The 16212-nt window shown below is 39.5% G+C and carries 13 protein-coding genes and 3 pseudogenes; 5 read left to right on the top strand and 11 right to left on the bottom strand.

Translation table 11 applies throughout. The annotated features are described in order from the left end of the window. The 3 pseudogenes from D5018_RS14990 to D5018_RS14985 all read right to left on the bottom strand — a co-directional run. Positions 1 to 581 (bottom strand): annotated as a pseudogene (locus D5018_RS14990) (IS21 family transposase); the annotation flags it as partial. A gap of 221 nt (positions 582 to 802) precedes the next feature. After that, a pseudogene (locus D5018_RS22475) lies at positions 803 to 952 on the bottom strand (IS701 family transposase); the annotation flags it as partial. A 112-nt stretch (positions 953 to 1064) separates the two neighbouring features. Continuing rightward, positions 1065 to 1532, bottom strand: a pseudogene (locus D5018_RS14985) (transposase); the annotation flags it as partial. A 171-nt stretch (positions 1533 to 1703) separates the two neighbouring features. Between D5018_RS14985 and D5018_RS14980 the strand changes: the two are divergent. Continuing rightward, positions 1704 to 1892 carry a hypothetical protein gene (locus D5018_RS14980; RefSeq protein WP_133309308.1) on the top strand — a complete coding sequence of 63 codons (189 nt, stop codon included), beginning with the start codon at positions 1704 to 1706 and terminating at the stop codon, positions 1890 to 1892. 241 nt (positions 1893 to 2133) lie between these two features. Then, complete coding sequence (locus D5018_RS14975) at positions 2134 to 2493, top strand: hypothetical protein (RefSeq protein WP_121839807.1); 360 nt, start codon at positions 2134 to 2136, stop codon at positions 2491 to 2493. Here D5018_RS14975 and ruvB read toward each other — a convergent pair. From ruvB to D5018_RS14945, 6 genes are all read right to left on the bottom strand, one after another. Further along, positions 2468 to 3475 (bottom strand): Holliday junction branch migration DNA helicase RuvB, encoded by a 1008-nt coding sequence (gene ruvB, locus D5018_RS14970; protein WP_121839806.1) that lies wholly within the window; start codon positions 3473 to 3475, stop codon positions 2468 to 2470. The two genes, D5018_RS14975 and ruvB, sit on opposite strands and share 26 nt — an antisense overlap. A gap of 21 nt (positions 3476 to 3496) precedes the next feature. Next, positions 3497 to 4114, bottom strand: coding sequence for a Holliday junction branch migration protein RuvA (gene ruvA / locus D5018_RS14965; RefSeq protein WP_121839805.1), 618 nt, complete (start codon positions 4112 to 4114; stop codon positions 3497 to 3499). Further along, positions 4111 to 4632 carry a crossover junction endodeoxyribonuclease RuvC gene (ruvC, locus tag D5018_RS14960; RefSeq protein ID WP_121839804.1) on the bottom strand — a complete coding sequence of 174 codons (522 nt, stop codon included), beginning with the start codon at positions 4630 to 4632 and terminating at the stop codon, positions 4111 to 4113. Before ruvC ends, ruvA begins: the two co-directional genes overlap by 4 nt. 215 nt (positions 4633 to 4847) lie before the next feature. Next, positions 4848 to 5594 (bottom strand): YebC/PmpR family DNA-binding transcriptional regulator, encoded by a 747-nt coding sequence (locus D5018_RS14955; RefSeq protein ID WP_121839803.1) that lies wholly within the window; start codon positions 5592 to 5594, stop codon positions 4848 to 4850. Positions 5595 to 5762: 168 nt separating this feature from the next. After that, a complete protein-coding gene (gene aspS / locus D5018_RS14950) occupies positions 5763 to 7544 on the bottom strand; it encodes an aspartate--tRNA ligase (protein WP_121839802.1) in 1782 nt (593 codons plus the stop codon). 132 nt (positions 7545 to 7676) lie between these two features. Continuing rightward, positions 7677 to 10469: a transporter substrate-binding domain-containing protein gene (locus tag D5018_RS14945; protein WP_121839801.1), complete on the bottom strand. Its 2793-nt coding sequence runs from the start codon at positions 10467 to 10469 to the stop codon at positions 7677 to 7679. 128 nt (positions 10470 to 10597) lie between these two features. Here D5018_RS14945 and cmoA point away from each other — a divergent pair, with 128 nt between their 5' ends. The 3 genes from cmoA to D5018_RS14930 are packed head-to-tail and all read left to right on the top strand — an operon-like array spanning position 10598 to position 13994. After that, the gene (cmoA, locus tag D5018_RS14940; RefSeq protein WP_121839800.1) at positions 10598 to 11329 is read left to right on the top strand and encodes a carboxy-S-adenosyl-L-methionine synthase CmoA; all 732 of its coding nucleotides are present in this window, start codon (positions 10598 to 10600) and stop codon (positions 11327 to 11329) included. After that, positions 11326 to 12318, top strand: coding sequence for a tRNA 5-methoxyuridine(34)/uridine 5-oxyacetic acid(34) synthase CmoB (gene cmoB, locus D5018_RS14935; RefSeq protein WP_121839799.1), 993 nt, complete (start codon positions 11326 to 11328; stop codon positions 12316 to 12318). Before cmoA ends, cmoB begins: the two co-directional genes overlap by 4 nt. 14 nt (positions 12319 to 12332) lie before the next feature. Then, positions 12333 to 13994 carry a hypothetical protein gene (locus D5018_RS14930; RefSeq protein ID WP_133309307.1) on the top strand — a complete coding sequence of 554 codons (1662 nt, stop codon included), beginning with the start codon at positions 12333 to 12335 and terminating at the stop codon, positions 13992 to 13994. 25 nt (positions 13995 to 14019) lie between these two features. On the opposite strand, the gene pgm is transcribed toward D5018_RS14930, so the two are convergent. After that, the gene (gene pgm / locus D5018_RS14925) at positions 14020 to 15663 is read right to left on the bottom strand and encodes a phosphoglucomutase (alpha-D-glucose-1,6-bisphosphate-dependent) (RefSeq protein ID WP_121839797.1); all 1644 of its coding nucleotides are present in this window, start codon (positions 15661 to 15663) and stop codon (positions 14020 to 14022) included. An 11-nt stretch (positions 15664 to 15674) separates the two neighbouring features. Next, positions 15675 to 16211, bottom strand: a complete 537-nt coding sequence (gene seqA, locus D5018_RS14920; protein ID WP_121839796.1) for a replication initiation negative regulator SeqA — start codon at positions 16209 to 16211, stop codon at positions 15675 to 15677. Position 16212: the final 1 nt, after the last annotated feature.

Below are 16212 nucleotides of genomic sequence, written 5' to 3'. Positions count from 1 at the left end.
AACCAGTCTGGAAGTGACTGAGTATGCGTTGCTTCAACATAGGTGTAGTTGGACGCACCCAGTACAGCAACAAAGATTTGAGCTGTTCTCACTTCCCCCGTTGAAGCGCAAACGATAGGTATGGTTTGTCCTGCGTAGTCAACAAACAGCTTTTCTCCAGCCTTGTGAACTTGCCTCATTGAACGCTGCTGTTTTTTCTTCCAAACGGAGTAGTGATGACAAAATCGAGAGTAGCTGTAGTAGCAATCTTGATTCTGCTGTACATGCTCTTCCCATAACAGCTGTTTAGTGATCCCTTTTTTCTTTAGCTCTAAATGGATTTCAGCCCAATTAGTTGATGGGCACTTAATATTTTGAGGTGATTCGTTCTTTGGATAAAAAAGCTTTTCCAGTGCAGAGTCATCGAGTTCTGCTGGTAAAGGCCATCTCAGTTGTATTGCTTTTGCCTTGGCAAGAACCTTCTGTACTGCACCCACGCTGGATTTTGTGCTGCTGTGTATTTGGCGTAACGTTAATTTAGCTCCAAGGCCAAGACGTAGAATTTCTCGTATATTTCGCACTGTTAATCTCTTCGTTGCCATTACCATCATCCATTTGGTTTAAATAGAAAATGGTAGTAGTTAAAAAACAGTGCTCTGAAGTTATTCTTGTGAGTCGTGATCACCGATTCTTGCATCGTGATCGGTAATTCCTGAAGTGGCTAAAAATCGTTCACGACAAAACAAGAATACTTGATCACAGTTAGGCAAGAAATAGTGATCACGATGGGCAGGAATTCTTGATCACGTTAGGCGGGAATATGCACATGTAAAATTTCTCTAAAATCTTCATTTTTCGTTGTTTCAGAAGCTCTAAGTAGTTTCTTTGTTTTAAAATCACAATATTGAATCGGTTTTTCAATAAGCTTGTAAGAAACAGGAATAGATACGCCTTGCGTGTGATAAAGGTAATTCCTGAAGTGGCTAAAAATCGTTCACGACAAAACAAGAATACTTGATCACAGTTAGGCAAGAAATAGTGATCACGATGGGCAGGAATTCTTGATCACGTTAGGCGGGAATATGCACATGTAAAATTTCTCTAAAATCTTCATTTTTCGTTGTTTCAGAAGCTCTAAGTAGTTTCTTTGTTTTAAAATCACAATATTGAATCGGTTTTTCAATAAGCTTGTAAGAAACAGGAATAGATACGCCTTGCGTGTGATAAAGGCAGTTAAGTAAGTTTATGCCTTTAACTGTTCGCCCTTTTGTGTGCTCATAATGCCAAGTAACTAAGGCATCTTCATCTGTATAAGGTTTTTCTTCAATTGTGTCATCGAAAATCAATACCGCATCTTCTGACTCAATTTGTCTAACTGTAGATTTCACCATTCCCCACAATGTCTTACTGGTAAAGTCATTCGTGGAGAGGAGTCTTGTTACCTGATCATGACTGTAAGCACCATCCAGCATTTCTGACATCCCTGTGGCTGTTGCTTGTCCAAAGCTAGAAAGTAGGTAATCGCTATACAGTTCTACTAATGCTTCGTTCATGCCTCAGATTATGCACTAATCTGAGGCTGGTGCGTAACATGAGTTAATGATAAAGATAGGTTATCCTCAGAAGTAAAATATATTGACGATGATGACGATGGAACTGGAATAAGTTTCTACATGGTCAGTTACTCTTCATATTAGAGAATATGCATGTCGGGACCCAATTCAATGCCAAACACAAGATGTGTAGTTGCGCTGTTTGGTAAAGATAAATGGACGATAAATAGAATTCAGGCCAGCGCAACATCTCCAGAGCAACTTCTTTATTCAATCACTGACCTATTTCGATTTGCCTATGCAAAAGCGGCTAGCAAAGGGGAAGAACATGATTTAAATTCAGATGTACCAAAACAATAACAACAAGTGGCTTTAATGACGATATGTTAGGGCCTGTTGATCTTTCGTGCTTATTTTTGCAGCGATAAATTGGTTATCTTATGCAAGGCGGAGTTTGTGCTGTGTAGTTATTACCGACATACAAAACTGTCGTTACTTCGTTGCTACATAAACAAACGATAACAAAGCAGAAGTGACCAATTTACGCTGTCTTCGATGCTTTTGAGCACTTCCTGTTCTGTGTTGTGACCAGCTTACTTAGATGGCTAAGCTTCACTGCTCACGCCTTGACCAGAAAAATGCTCAAATAGCACATAATTTAAGCCTGAAAGATCAACAGGCCCTAGCTGTTTGGCTTGAAAAATTACCGATTAATTTACCTGTAGAGCAAAAGATGCAGGTCTTTTTTTCATGTCCACAAGGGGATCTCTTATTGAGAATATGTCACGATTTTGGCTTTATAATTTCTGACTTGAATAGGACAGTTTCAGCAGCTTATAAGGTTTGTTTAACGCTGTCTATTGGTGGTTTATATGTTCATAGCAACGACCAAATCAACAGACAGCCAATGTTATACTTCCAGAATACTATAAAATTTAACTCTCAGGTAAATCCATATTAAAATGATGGTAAGCCCTTGGAGAAGCAATACGGCCTCTAGGAGTTCTCTGAATAAACCCTTGCTGAATTAAAAACGGCTCTAGCACATCCTCAATAGTCTCACGCTCTTCACCAATTGCAGCGGCTAAATTATCCAACCCAACTGGACCACCAGCGAATTTATCAATGATTGCAAATAGAAGCTTTCTATCCATATAATCAAAGCCTTCACTGTCAACATCTAATAAATCTAGTGCTTGCCCTGCGATATCTTGGGACACTGAGCCATCATGCTTGACCTCAGCATAATCTCGCACGCGACGTAATAAGCGGTTGGCGATTCTAGGTGTACCACGAGAGCGACGAGCTATTTCTAATGAACCTGCATCATCAATACCTAGCTCCATCACTTTTGCTGATCGGGCAACAATTTTTGCTAAGTCTTGATTGTTATAAAATTCTAACCGAAGAGGGATTCCGAAACGTGCACGGAGTGGTGAAGTCAATGCCCCTGCTCTGGTGGTTGCACCAATCAGTGTAAAAGGCGGTAAATCCAACTTGATTGAGCGTGCCGCAGGTCCTTCACCAATCATAATATCAAGTTGATAATCTTCCATCGCTGGATAAAGAATCTCTTCAATTACGGGGCTCAAACGATGAATTTCATCGATGAATAGCACATCACCTTCTTCAAGGTTGGTAAGTAATGCTGCTAAGTCCCCTGCTTTCTCTAATACTGGTCCAGATGTGGTTTTAATATTTACATCCATCTCATTGGCCACAATCATGGCTAATGTGGTTTTACCTAAACCCGGAGGGCCATAAATTAGCATATGGTCTAAAGGTTCATTGCGCCCTTTTGCAGCTTCGATAAATACTTTGAGTTGCTCACAGCTTTCTTTTTGACCAGTATATTCGTCAAGTAGCTTTGGACGCATAGCACGATCAATAGCTTCTTCTTGCGGGCTTCCCTTTGGTTCTATCAGTCGATCTGCTTCAATCATTTTGTTTTTCCTAAATCAAGATTAAAGCATCGACTTCAATGCAGCTTTAATGAGTGATTCTGAATCCAAGCCTTCTTGGAACACTGTAGAAACTGCTTTACTTGCTTGAGTAGGTTTGTAACCTAAAGCAACTAATGCGGCTATCGCATCTTTTTCAGCATCATTCTCTTCTGGTTTAGGCGTGTAATCAGATTTCAGAACAAACTCACGCTCGCCACCAGCAGAAGCTTCCATCAGGCTCTTAAGCTTATCTCTCATTTCTACTAATAAGCGTTCCGCCGTTTTCTTACCCACGCCCGGAAGTTTAACTAAAGTCGCAATATCATCACGTTCAACACAAGCGACAAATTCAGCAGCAGACATACCAGATAGAATGGTTAACGCTAGCTTGGGCCCAACACCATTGGTTTTAATCAGTAAGCGGAATAAAGCACGTTCTTGCTTGGTAGTGAAACCATAAAGTAGTTGTGCATCTTCACGAACAACAAAGTGAGTGTATAAACTGACAGCTTGTTCCAGCTCTGGTAATTCATAAAAACAAGTTAATGGTACTTGAAGCTCGTAACCTACACCTTGTACATCGATTAAAATTTCTGGTGCTTGTTTTTCGATTAATACTCCGGCAATTCTACCTATCATTTATATCTTCCGTATGTTCTTGATTTTGCTTGACCAGCCATAGCGACCAAACTTTGCATTGTATGATAATGACATAAAGCTACGCCAAGTGCATCTGCGGCATCGGCTTGCGGTGCAGCGGGCAGTTGTAATAAATGTTGAACCATATGCTGAACTTGCTCTTTTTTAGCTCGGCCTGTTCCTACAACAGCGCTTTTTATCTGAGTCGCCGAGTATTCAGCCACGGATAAGTCCGCTGCTGTGGCAGCCACTATCGCAGCACCTCTGGCTTGACCTAGCTTCAGCGCAGAGTCAGCATTTTTTGCCATAAATACGCGCTCAATGGCGAACTCATCAGGTTTGTATTGACGAATGATTTCTTGCAAACCATCAAAGAGTTGCTTGAGTCTCATAGATAGATCATCGCCACTGGTACGAATACAGCCGCTGGCAATATATTGATGCTGTCGACCTTGGATTTGAATTACACCATATCCAGTAATTCGGGAGCCGGGATCGACTCCTAATATAATTGGCATATCCCGCCTTATTTTCACTTTCCAACAGTGATGAAATCACATTGCAAATTGAGAAGTTACTTCTCAAGTATTGAGTTAATTCTGGTTGGAGTAATAGATTGATAAGACAACCGTCCGTGACAGGATGTCACGGTCGTGAGCACACGGATGTGCGCTTCTGTTGGCGTTCAAGCTATTGCTCCTTAGCAACACCTCATAAGTATAGCTACGTATTCTTAATGTAGCTGTTCCATTATCTCATCTGAGATTTCAGCATTGTGATACACTTCTTGCACATCATCGTGCTCTTCAAGCATATCAATCAAACGCATAAACTTCGCTGCTGTATCTGCATCTAATTCTGACTTTGTTGAAGCCGTTAATGCGACTTCATCGTGATCAGGTTCAAAGCCCGCAGCTTTTACTTCTTCAACAATACGATAAAACTCAGAAGGTTCAGTGATCACATCAATTGAACCATCTTCATGAGTTACAACATCATCAGCGCCAGCTTCTAAAGCCGCTTCCATCAACGCATCTTCATCTACTTCTGAAGTAAATGACATAATGCCCTGTTTAGTAAACAAGTACGAAACTGAGCCGTCAGTACCTAAGTTACCACCTGATTTGTTGAAGGCATGACGCACACCAGTCACAGTACGGTTTCGATTATCCGTCATGGTTTCAACCATTACCGCAGTACCGCCCGGACCATAACCTTCGTAAATGATCACTTCAAGTTGCTGACCTTCTAATTCCCCCGCTCCACGCTTAATGGCACGCTCCATGGTGTCACGCGTCATGTTCGCACCAAGCGCTTTATCCATTGCGGAACGTAAACGTGGATTCGAGTCAGCATCCGAACCACCTTCACGGGCCGCTACAGTAAGCTCACGAATAAGCTTAGTAAAGATTTTCCCACGTTTGGCATCTTGGGCCGCTTTTCTGTGTCTGATATTGGCCCATTTACTGTGTCCAGCCATGTTGTCTCCTTAATTTTATGTGTGACAACAAAATGTACGAATTTGCAGAGTTAATTAATTTGAAAGGTATTAGTAAAAATATGTTTCAACAAATTCAAACATTCTGTCTTTAAATAATTACCGAGGCATAAAGCCTCGGTAATTGAAATTTATTAACCTACTTGATGGTTAAGCTTCTTCAGTGGTTTCTTCTTTAGCAACCACCGCTACACCAAGTTCTTTTAACTGCTCAGGGTTCGCAAAACCTGGTGCATTAGTTAATGGGCATGCCGCTGTCGTCGTCTTAGGGAATGCCATAACATCACGAATTGATTGTGCACCTGTCATCAACATAATGATGCGATCTAAACCAAACGCTAGACCAGCATGTGGTGGAGTACCATAGCGTAGTGCTTCAAGTAAGAATCCAAACTTCTCTTCAGCTTCTTCATCAGAGATACCAAGGATACGGAATACTGCCGCTTGCATCTTAGCATCATGGATACGCACTGAACCACCGCCTAGTTCACAACCGTTCAATACCATATCGTAGGCATCTGATACTTGGTTAGCTGGGTCAGCTTCTAATTGTTCAGGAGTGATACCACGAGGAGCAGTAAATGGGTGGTGAACAGCGTGTAGGCTACCGTTGTGCTTCTCAAACATTGGAAAGTCAACAACCCATAGCGGACGCCACTCGCCTTCTAATAAATCAAAATCTTCACCCGCTTTCAAACGAAGTGCGCCCATTGATTCTGCCACAACGTTAGCTTTGTCAGCACCAAATAAAATGATGTCACCAGTACCCGCTTGGGTACGGCCAATAATTTGCTTAACAATATCTTCGTTGAGGAACTTCAATACTGGAGATTGAATGCCTTCCATGCCTGCATCAAGATCGTTGATCTTCATCCAAGCTAGACCTTTCGCACCGTAAATGCCAACGTACTTGGTGTATTCATCGATGTTCTTACGAGAAAGCTTAGCTCCTTGAGGAATGCGAAGCGCCGTTACACGCCCTTCTTCATCATTTGCTGGGCCTTTAAATACTGCAAACTCAACATCTTTAACGATATCTGCAACATCAACAAGTTCAAGAGGGTTTCGTAAATCAGGCTTATCTGAACCGTAACGAGTCATCGCTTCGTCATAGCTCATACGTGGGAATTCACCCAAATCTACGTTTAATAGATCGTTGAAAAGCTTACGAACCATTTCTTCCGTCTTCTGCATTACTTGCTCAGACGTCATAAATGAAGTTTCGATATCGATTTGAGTAAATTCAGGCTGACGATCAGCACGTAAATCTTCATCACGGAAACATTTTACGATTTGATAATAACGGTCGAAACCAGACATCATCAATAATTGCTTAAAGATTTGTGGTGACTGAGGTAAGGCAAAGAATTGACCTTTGTAAGTGCGGCTAGGCACTAAATAGTCACGAGCACCTTCCGGTGTCGCTTTGGTCAAAATTGGCGTTTCAATGTCTAAGAAACCATTGTCATCTAGAAAACGACGCACTGCACTGGTTACTTTAGAACGGAAGATCAAACGATCCGTCATTTCTGGACGACGTAGGTCTAAGTAACGATATTTTAAACGTGCTTCTTCACTGTTATTCTGATGATTATCCATGCTTAAAGGCAATGGAGCGGCACGGTTGATGATGGTAAGCTCTTTACCTAGAACCTCAATTTCACCGGTTTTCATGTCGCTGTTGATTTGGCTATCAGGGCGTGCACGAACTAGACCTTTAACTTGAACACAGAACTCTGCACGAAGTGAACTAGCAACCTCAAATACTTCAGGCAAATCAGGGTCGTAAACTACTTGGATTAAACCTTCACGGTCACGCAAGTCTAAAAACACAACGCCACCAAGATCGCGACTACGGTTAACCCAACCAACTAAGGTTACTTCTTCCCCAACGTGAGCTTTATTCACGTCTCCACAATAATGACTGCGCATTGAATTTTTATCCTTTTAAAAACGAATAGTTTCTATGATGAATACTATGAAATGTCAGCCATTATAGGGAATAAAACGAAACAACCAAAGCAATTATCACTTTGGTTGTTTAAGATTTCTTCAATTTTGCACTTAGCTTGTCATATAACTACTTTCATTGCTTTCTTTAGCTAAAGTCATTAACCGATCAGCCTTCTTAAGCAGCTCAATTGGGTTGTCTGAATCATTAGGATAAAAAGCGATTCCGATGTTGACAGTAAGGGGCAAATCTGGAACCTGTGAAGCAGTCACTCTCCCTGCTGCAGCTAAAATATTTTCAGCTACTTGACAAACAGCTTCAAACTCTTGAGCTCGATTTAAAATAATCACAAACTCATCACTACTAAAACGAGCTAGCGTATCTGAACGTCTTATTGTACCTGATAATGCATTCGCAAGCCCGACGAGCAAATTGTCACCAGCACTATAACCAAGTGCATCATTAACCATTCTAAAATTGCCAATACCGATAAACATGACAGCAAAACGGGTCTGCTCTCGACTGTTTGTTAATACAGCACTACTCAACCTATCATCTAACAGCCTTCGGTTAACTAACCCAGTCAAGTTGTCATGATTATTCAGAAAATGAATTTTCTTCTCTATTTTCTCACGACGACCAACTTCAACTTGAATACGCTTATTAGCAAGCCAGTAAATCAAAAAGGAGGCAGACAACAAAACTGAAATTATAGAAAGTGCGATCACCCAACGTCGATACAACTGAGCATTAGATAAATTGGCATCCGGTACCCAGCGCTTATAGATCGTATTTTTTGTAGCTTGATCCATCTGAGCGATAGCCATATTAATTAATGGAACCAATTGCTGGAAATCTTCAGAGAATCCAAAATGGCTTCTTTGGACTTCGAGCCCTGGAATTAAAAAAACCTTTAAATCGTAATATTTTTTTTCCGTTATTAATGAAGAAAGGCTAATTAATTTATCAATAAAATAGTCTGCTTTATCCTGCTCGACAAGCTCTATTCCTTTCTCACTATCAGCGACTAATACTAATTTTAGATCTGGCCTATTTGAGATTAATTGAGAACTCAATGCATAACCTTCAACTATCGCTACTTTAGCCCCTTGGAGCTGTTCAATATTAAGTAAGCCTGAATGTTCAGACTTAGTGGTAATTGCCCAAGGAGAAGGCCAATAATCATTTGAAAAATGTAAACGAGTTTCTCCTTTTTTTCTTGCTGCCATACTACCGGCAAAATCTATTTTTTTAGCTTGTAACGCTTCGTATAATGATGCCCAATCATCAAAGGCTACAGGCTCAATTGGAACATTTAATTGGTGCCTGATCAGCGACACTACATCAGCATTAATACCTTTGAACTGCCCTTCTTTATCCATGAATTCCATTGGAGCCCAGCTTTTTAAATAGCCAAATTTCAAACCACTAATGGCTGCTAAATACTTCTTTTGTTCATAGGAAATGTTGAGAGTTCGGCCCTCTGCAATAAAAAAATGGTCCGCTGGATTTAAAATCCATTTCTGCTCAATATCGGCTAACTCTTGGTAACTGATTCTATTAAAACCACGGCTAATTTTACTGGCTAAACCTATATTATTTTTATCCACTAACGCATAGACAGGAGTGACAAACTCAATACTAGGTTCTTGAACAAATTCCGCCCAGAGTTTATTTTTTAGGAGGTACTGCTGTGTCCAAGACGCTGAAGAGATAAAACCCGAAATTTTTTGCTGCTTTGCGGCTTCTACAACTTCCTCAATATCGTTGAATTTTATAATCTTAGCATTCGGTAATTTTCTCTTTAAAGCATCACTAAACTTTATTTGTCCAATTACTCCGATTGTAGATTTATTAATGCTTGCCAAAGAAGATGGCTTTTTTTGAAAAATAAATAATCTATGTTTCACCTCATAGAGACGCCATGCATCCGTTACCTCTTCACTACCATTAGCTTCATACAATGCAACATCAACAACCCCTTCTTTTAAAGCAGATAAACCTTGTTGCTTATCCATAAATTGAAAGGTAACTGGTGAATTTGTTTGCTTCGACCATTCTCGCCACATATCGACGTACATCCCATGTGGTAAACTATCATCGCCAAGCGTCGAAAATGGATTTTTGTTACCTGACAGAGCAACCTTTAATTCAATTCTGTGCTTGTTTTCCCCAAACCACTTATTGCGTATCCTTTGCTTTTCTTCATTACTGATTAAACCAAGCCCTTCTTCAATTTGTGCAAGTAGCTTAGTGTCCCCCTTACGAACCGCAGCAAATATTGGCATGCTGTCTAATTTTAAGCGTTTTTCTACTGGAAAACTGCTATCAAATAGCTTTTGTACTGATGAGTCTTGGAAATAAATCTGAGTGGATGCAAGAACTAACACGTCTTCGTTTAGCGCAGCATCAATAAGTTTAGGTTGGCTCGGAAAACGTTTGTAAGTGAATGTAGTTTCATGTTGCTTAAATATTTTAGGGAGCAAAGAACCGCGAACAATTCCAATCGAATAAGGAGTTATTTGCTTTAAGTTTGAATCAACGCTGATATTTTTATGATTATAAAGATAAGTATCAAGACTACCGATCTGTTGAGAGTACTGAAATACATTTTGGTGTCGAACTGTTTTTGTTAACCCAGCATGAATATCTACATTGCCATATCTTAGTCCCTTTATGGCCTCTGATTGATCTGTTGAAACAAACTGAACTGGTTGCTCAACTACCTTCGACCATGCTTTCCACAAATCAACAAAATAACCCTCTGCATTACCTTGCCCATTTTCAAAAAAATAAGGGTAAGCATCTTTAGCAATAGCTATTGATACAGGTTTTTCAGCCGCATTAACAATAAATGAGCTTAGGTAAGACAGCAATATAAAACATATTCTTATTTGATTATTCAAGACTAATCCTTATCTTGTTAGCTATATGTTTATTTGTTGTTAACTTCTTTATTAGACAAAATTTTTCTTCAAATTACCAGTTAGATTTCTGTAAAATAACCTGTTATCTCCAAACCTTAATAGCTCAAATGATTTACGATGAAGACAAAATCTATGCGACACCTTCAAATCGCATAGAAGAATTTCGATTTGACAATAAAGTTGCAGGCGTTTTTGATGATATGATCCGCCGCTCTGTACCTGGTTACAGCCAAATCATTTCAACCATTGGCGATATTGCGGCTAAATACATCACATCCAATTCTAATATTTATGATCTAGGTTGCTCTTTGGGTGCTGCAACCATTAGTATCAGACGAAATATTACAAACAGTGGCTGTAAGATTATTTCCGTCGACAACAGTCCATCTATGATTGAACGCTGCAATGAAAATATCAGTGCCTACAAGAGCCAAACAGATGTTGAACTAATTTGTGCGGATATATGTGATATTGAAATAGCAAATGCTTCAATGGTCGTTCTCAACTTCACATTACAATTCTTAGCTCCAGAGCAACGACTGGCCTTGTTAAAGAAAATATTTAATGGGCTTAATTCAGGTGGTGTCTTGGTGTTATCTGAAAAACTTTATTTCGAAGATGAAGTAATACAAGAATTTATTGATAATGAGCATTTAGATTTTAAACGCGCTAATGGCTACAGTGAGCTAGAAATCAGTCAAAAACGTACAGCTTTAGAAAACGTTATGCGTACCGATACCTTGGATACCCATAGAAAGCGTGTTCAAGACGCTGGTTTTCAACATTTCAACATTTGGTTTCAGTGTTTTAACTTTGCATCTATGGTGGCAATTAAGTGATCAACTTCAGTTCTTTTTATCAACAGATTTCCGATTCTAATTTACAATACTGGTTAGAAACTATTCCAGCTTTACTTGGTGACTGGCAACGCGCACACAAACACGGCAATTTACCTAAATGGGAAAAAATTCTCAATAAACTAAATTATCCAGCACCAGATCACTTAGATTTACAAAATAATGTAACTATTGGAACGGGAAACCAGTTATCAAATGGAGAAAAAGAAAAGTTAGAAAATTTATTACAGCTGTTACATCCATGGCGTAAAGGTCCATTTCATATTCACGGGATCCACATTGATACGGAATGGCGCAGTGATTGGAAGTGGGATCGCGTTAGTCCACACATTTCACCTCTTAAGAACCGAACAGTATTGGATGTTGGCTGTGGTAGTGGCTACCATATGTGGCGCATGCTTGGTGCTGGAGCGAAACGTGTAGTCGGTATTGACCCGTCAACGCTTTTTTTATGTCAATTCGAAGCGATTAAACGCCTAACCGATCCAGATTTACCCATTCACCTTCTCCCCTTGGGCATTCAAGAACTCCCTCCGTTAGATGCCTTTGATACGGTATTTTCAATGGGAGTGCTATATCATAGACGCTCTCCAATCGACCATTTACTGCAATTGCGTGATCAATTAAGAACAGGTGGCGAATTGGTTTTAGAAACCTTAGTGGTGGACGGAGATGAAAATACTGTACTGGTTCCAGATGACCGTTATGGAAAAATGAATAACGTCTGGTTCTTGCCTTCTGTGAAAGCGTTAGTCAAATGGCTAGAAAAATGCGATTTTATTGATGTTCGATGCGTTGATGAAGATCTAACTTCATTAGCAGAGCAGCGCAGGACTTCATGGATGAGAAACGAGTCTCTTGTAGATTATCTCGATCCTAATGACATCACTAAAACTGTAGAGGGATACCCTGCTCCCAAACGTGCTACCATCATCGCCATTAAAAACGAACCTAATCACGATTTGGTGTAAACGAGTGTTCAAGGATGAATAACTATATATTGTCAATATTTTTGCTAGTAGCGGTCTCAACAGACGCCGCTAGCTCACCACATAAAGATTTTCAACATAAAAAATTTGATGCTACTGTTTTAGCTTCACTTCAACTGCTCAATGAGCAATGTAAAGCTTTTTCCGTTGTCCCCCTTTCCAAAAAGCAAAAGTTCGAATATTTACTTGGCGAATTTGAAAAACAAAGTCTAAAAATTAATAATTTAAGTGATGCTCTTAGCAATTTTGTCAACTTACCTGAAAGCCGATTATTTACCAGAGAGATTATTAACTGCCAAATAAAATTAAGCGACACTTGGAGAAATTTACTTTATCAACCGCAAGTAGAAAATCTCATTCAACAGTTAACTAATAGTCACAATGCAAAATTTCGAGAGCTTGGCTTCAGATTGAGCCAAGCTAGAAATTCTCAAGCTACGCAGAATCAACTAGCAAGATTGCGGATACTTGAAGCAGAAATCGCTCAATGGGCAAAGAAAAAAACACCAGTAATACCTTCAAAGTTATGCCTTATTCCAAATCAGGAAAATATTATAGATAATTCAATCCTCCACTTTTATCTATTAAACCAACCCCAAGAAAGTTGCCGAAAACAAATTTGGACACAATTTTATAAACAGTCAACGACTATTGTTCAAGACTGGATCGAACAAAAAAATACTATTGCGCAGTACTCAGGATATCGAACCTTCATAGAACAACAGCAGTTTTATAACATATTAAATAAGCCACAAAGCATACTAAATTACCTTCAATCTAAAAGCAGCACTACCGCAATTGAACCATGGAATATTGGACAGATCTTAAAAAACGCTCCTCGAACTTCTTTTGCTAAATTACAACTCGAAACTCTCCTAGCAAAGAGCTTTATTCAGTTGTCTAAGCTTGGAATATCAACACAACAGCTCACACCAAATCTATATAGAATATGGTTGAATAAACGCTTACTCGGCCATTTATACCTAGATGCATCTCAAACCAAAAGTGGAAGTCGGGTTGTCCGATATCCCGTGATCGGCCATCAATTTGCAGATATCACTCTTACTGCTCCAAAAATCTTAACGAGCAATAGAAAAGTAAAACAATTTATATCTCAGTTAGCGCGAACCGTTACGATAATGGCTGATTCACCAGAGTTTTATTTATCAAGTAATACAATGGATTTTTCTGATAGCCGCGAACTTGGGGCAATTTGGTTGACAAAGTGGCTACAACAACAATTAAAAATAACAACTGCATCGAAAGGTTCTAGAGAACAAATAGCTCAAACTTATCAACAACAACTAAACATTATAAAGGCGAAGTGGGCACTGCTCGTTTTTACAGGCCAAGAATACAATGTTCCAGCATTAAGTGCTTTCAATCACTCATCTTCATTAGTGAATTACATCTATTCAGATCCTAATTTTTTCAGTCAGAATATTGGAATTTATAAAGGGTTATTTCAAGATGACTTGGCGAGCATGCTTTTGGAAAAGTCGAAAATATCGGCAAATCAAATCTTTGAGATACTTGTGGTAAATGAGAGCCGTCAAGCGATAAATAAAAGGCTAAATGTAATACTCGCTCACCCGTTCGAACTTAAGGATATCATTAACATAAACAAACTAAAATCCAAAAAGAGAAGCTCGAATTGAACTTCTCTTAGCTCTAATGAAGCAATTAGAAACTAGCTAACGCTTCAGAAATTAATGATTGCGCTTCTTCTAAAACTTGCTGTAAGTGTTGTTCTGAAACAAAACTTTCAGCATAGAGCTTAAAGAGTGGTTCTGTACCCGATGGACGTGCTGCAAACCAAGCATCTTTAGTCTTAACTTTGATACCACCAATAGCAGCGTTATTACCAGGAGCATGAGATAAAACAGCTATTATCTCTCCACCGGCTAAAGTTTTCGCCGTTAATGAGTCAGAAGACAGTTGAGCAAACTTGGCTTTTTTCTTAGCATTAATCGGGCTATCTATTCGCTGATAAAAGCTTTTTCCAAACTCTTGCTCAAGTTCTTGATAGCGTTGAGCAGGCGTTTTACCAGTAACGGCATAAATTTCTGCCGCTAGTAAAGCTAAAATAAAACCATCTTTATCCGTACACCACGTCGTGCCATCTTTTCTTAAAAACGCTGCACCTGCACTTTCTTCACCACCGAAGGCTAAGTCAGCATGAGCTAACCCACCAACGAACCACTTAAAACCAACAGGCACTTCAATCAATTTACGCTCATGTTTAGCGCAGACTTTATCTATCATCGCACTTGAAACAAGGGTCTTACCTATTCCTAGAGACTGACTCCATTCAGGTCTGTGAGTAACCAAATAATCAATGGCAACGGCTAGATAATGATTAGGGTTCATCAACCCAGTACCAGGACAGACAATACCATGGCGGTCATAATCAGGGTCATTCCCTAGGCAAACATCGAAATCATTTTGATGAGCTAATAACCCTTTCATAGCATAAGGCGATGAACAATCCATACGGATTTTTCCATCTTTATCCAAAGTCATAAAACTAAAGCTAGGATCGATCGCCTCATTAACCAATGTGATATCAATACCGTACTTTTCAGCAATAGGTTTCCAATAATGAATACCAGAACCACCAAGTGGATCGACACCAATACGAACCTTTGCTTCTCTGATCGCTTCAAAATTTATGACGGATGCTAAATCATCAACATATGGAGTAATTAAATCACTCCAGTTCACGAGCTCAAGCTTTGATGCAACCCCATAATTTAAGGTTTTTACGCCATCTAATTGATTAAGCAAATAACCATTAGCTCGATTTTGAATCCAAGTAGTAATTTCACCTTCTGCAGGCCCGCCATGAGGAGGGTTGTATTTAATGCCACCATCTTGAGGAGGATTATGTGACGGGGTAATAATCAAGCCATCATGCAATTGCTCAGATTTTGCATTAGCGGTAATGATGGCATGAGATACAACTGGAGTTGGTGTATAGCCTTCATCAACTTGAGCAATAACTTGAATGTCATTTGCAACCAATACTTCTACCGCCGACATAAATGCAGCATGGGACAAAGCATGGGTATCCATTCCAAGAAACAAAGGCCCGTTAATATTCTGTTGCTTTCGATAATCGACTACAGCTTGAACGATTGCCCAGATATGATTTTGATTAAAACTAATTTTCAGTGAACTTCCTCTGTGTCCAGAGGTGCCAAAGCTAACCTGTTGTTCAGGATTAGTAGCATCAGGGATCAGTCTATAATACTGACTCATAAGTTTTGGGATATTAATTAAATCCTGCTGTTGAGCCAGTTGCCCAGCCCTTTCATGTATCGCCACAACCTGCTCCGTTAAATATGGTGTACTAATTCTTGTGCCTTTTCAGGCGAACAGCCTAAACGAACCAAAACTTCTGAAAAGATGGCTTGTTTTTTAGCCGTATTGTTATTAGTCGTTACCCAATAACTGCTTTGTCCAATCTGCTTAGGGTTTGATGATTTACTGGCTTTAAGTAAATCTTTCTTAGAAGTAGCAAAGTACAAACGGCCACGGCCTTGAATTTGTAGAACTTCATTAAACTTATTGGGTAATGCTGAATGTAATTGCTCTAAAACATAAATGAAGCGACCAACAGCCCCTTTTTGGCTACTTATTTCATCGGTAATAAATAAAGAAGTGAAATCGATTGTAGAGCTAACATCTTCTGGAGTTGCTTTCGTTTCATTTTCTAAACTTGGCTCTGCAATTTGCTGAGGTTTCACTGACTCCACTGATTTTACATCTAAGCCAATAAGACGACGAAGAATATCAGAAGCACTCTCACCAATACGTTCAGTTTTTCCCGCGATGAAACGATAGAGTTCCTCATCTACCTCAATATATTTCATA

The sequence above is a fragment of the Parashewanella curva genome (genome assembly GCF_003675895.1).
GTDB lineage: Bacteria > Pseudomonadota > Gammaproteobacteria > Enterobacterales > Shewanellaceae > Parashewanella > Parashewanella curva.
The sequence above is the reverse complement of the archived record's forward strand: the minus strand, read 5'-3'. Positions and strand labels throughout refer to the sequence as shown.

What these genes read in the sequence shown, in the direction of transcription:
- D5018_RS14980 (WP_133309308.1), top strand. Translation starts at nt 1,704, where the DNA reads ATGCCAAACACAAGATGTGTAGTTGCGCTGTTTGGTAAAGATAAATGG.
- D5018_RS14975 (WP_121839807.1), top strand. Translation starts at nt 2,134, where the DNA reads ATGGCTAAGCTTCACTGCTCACGCCTTGACCAGAAAAATGCTCAAATA.
- ruvB (WP_121839806.1), bottom strand. Translation starts at nt 3,475, where the DNA reads ATGATTGAAGCAGATCGACTGATAGAACCAAAGGGAAGCCCGCAAGAA.
- ruvA (WP_121839805.1), bottom strand. Translation starts at nt 4,114, where the DNA reads ATGATAGGTAGAATTGCCGGAGTATTAATCGAAAAACAAGCACCAGAA.
- ruvC (WP_121839804.1), bottom strand. Translation starts at nt 4,632, where the DNA reads ATGCCAATTATATTAGGAGTCGATCCCGGCTCCCGAATTACTGGATAT.
- D5018_RS14955 (WP_121839803.1), bottom strand. Translation starts at nt 5,594, where the DNA reads ATGGCTGGACACAGTAAATGGGCCAATATCAGACACAGAAAAGCGGCC.
- aspS (WP_121839802.1), bottom strand. Translation starts at nt 7,544, where the DNA reads ATGCGCAGTCATTATTGTGGAGACGTGAATAAAGCTCACGTTGGGGAA.
- cmoA (WP_121839800.1), top strand. Translation starts at nt 10,598, where the DNA reads ATGATTTACGATGAAGACAAAATCTATGCGACACCTTCAAATCGCATA.
- D5018_RS14930 (WP_133309307.1), top strand. Translation starts at nt 12,333, where the DNA reads ATGAATAACTATATATTGTCAATATTTTTGCTAGTAGCGGTCTCAACA.
- seqA (WP_121839796.1), bottom strand. Translation starts at nt 16,211, where the DNA reads ATGAAATATATTGAGGTAGATGAGGAACTCTATCGTTTCATCGCGGGA.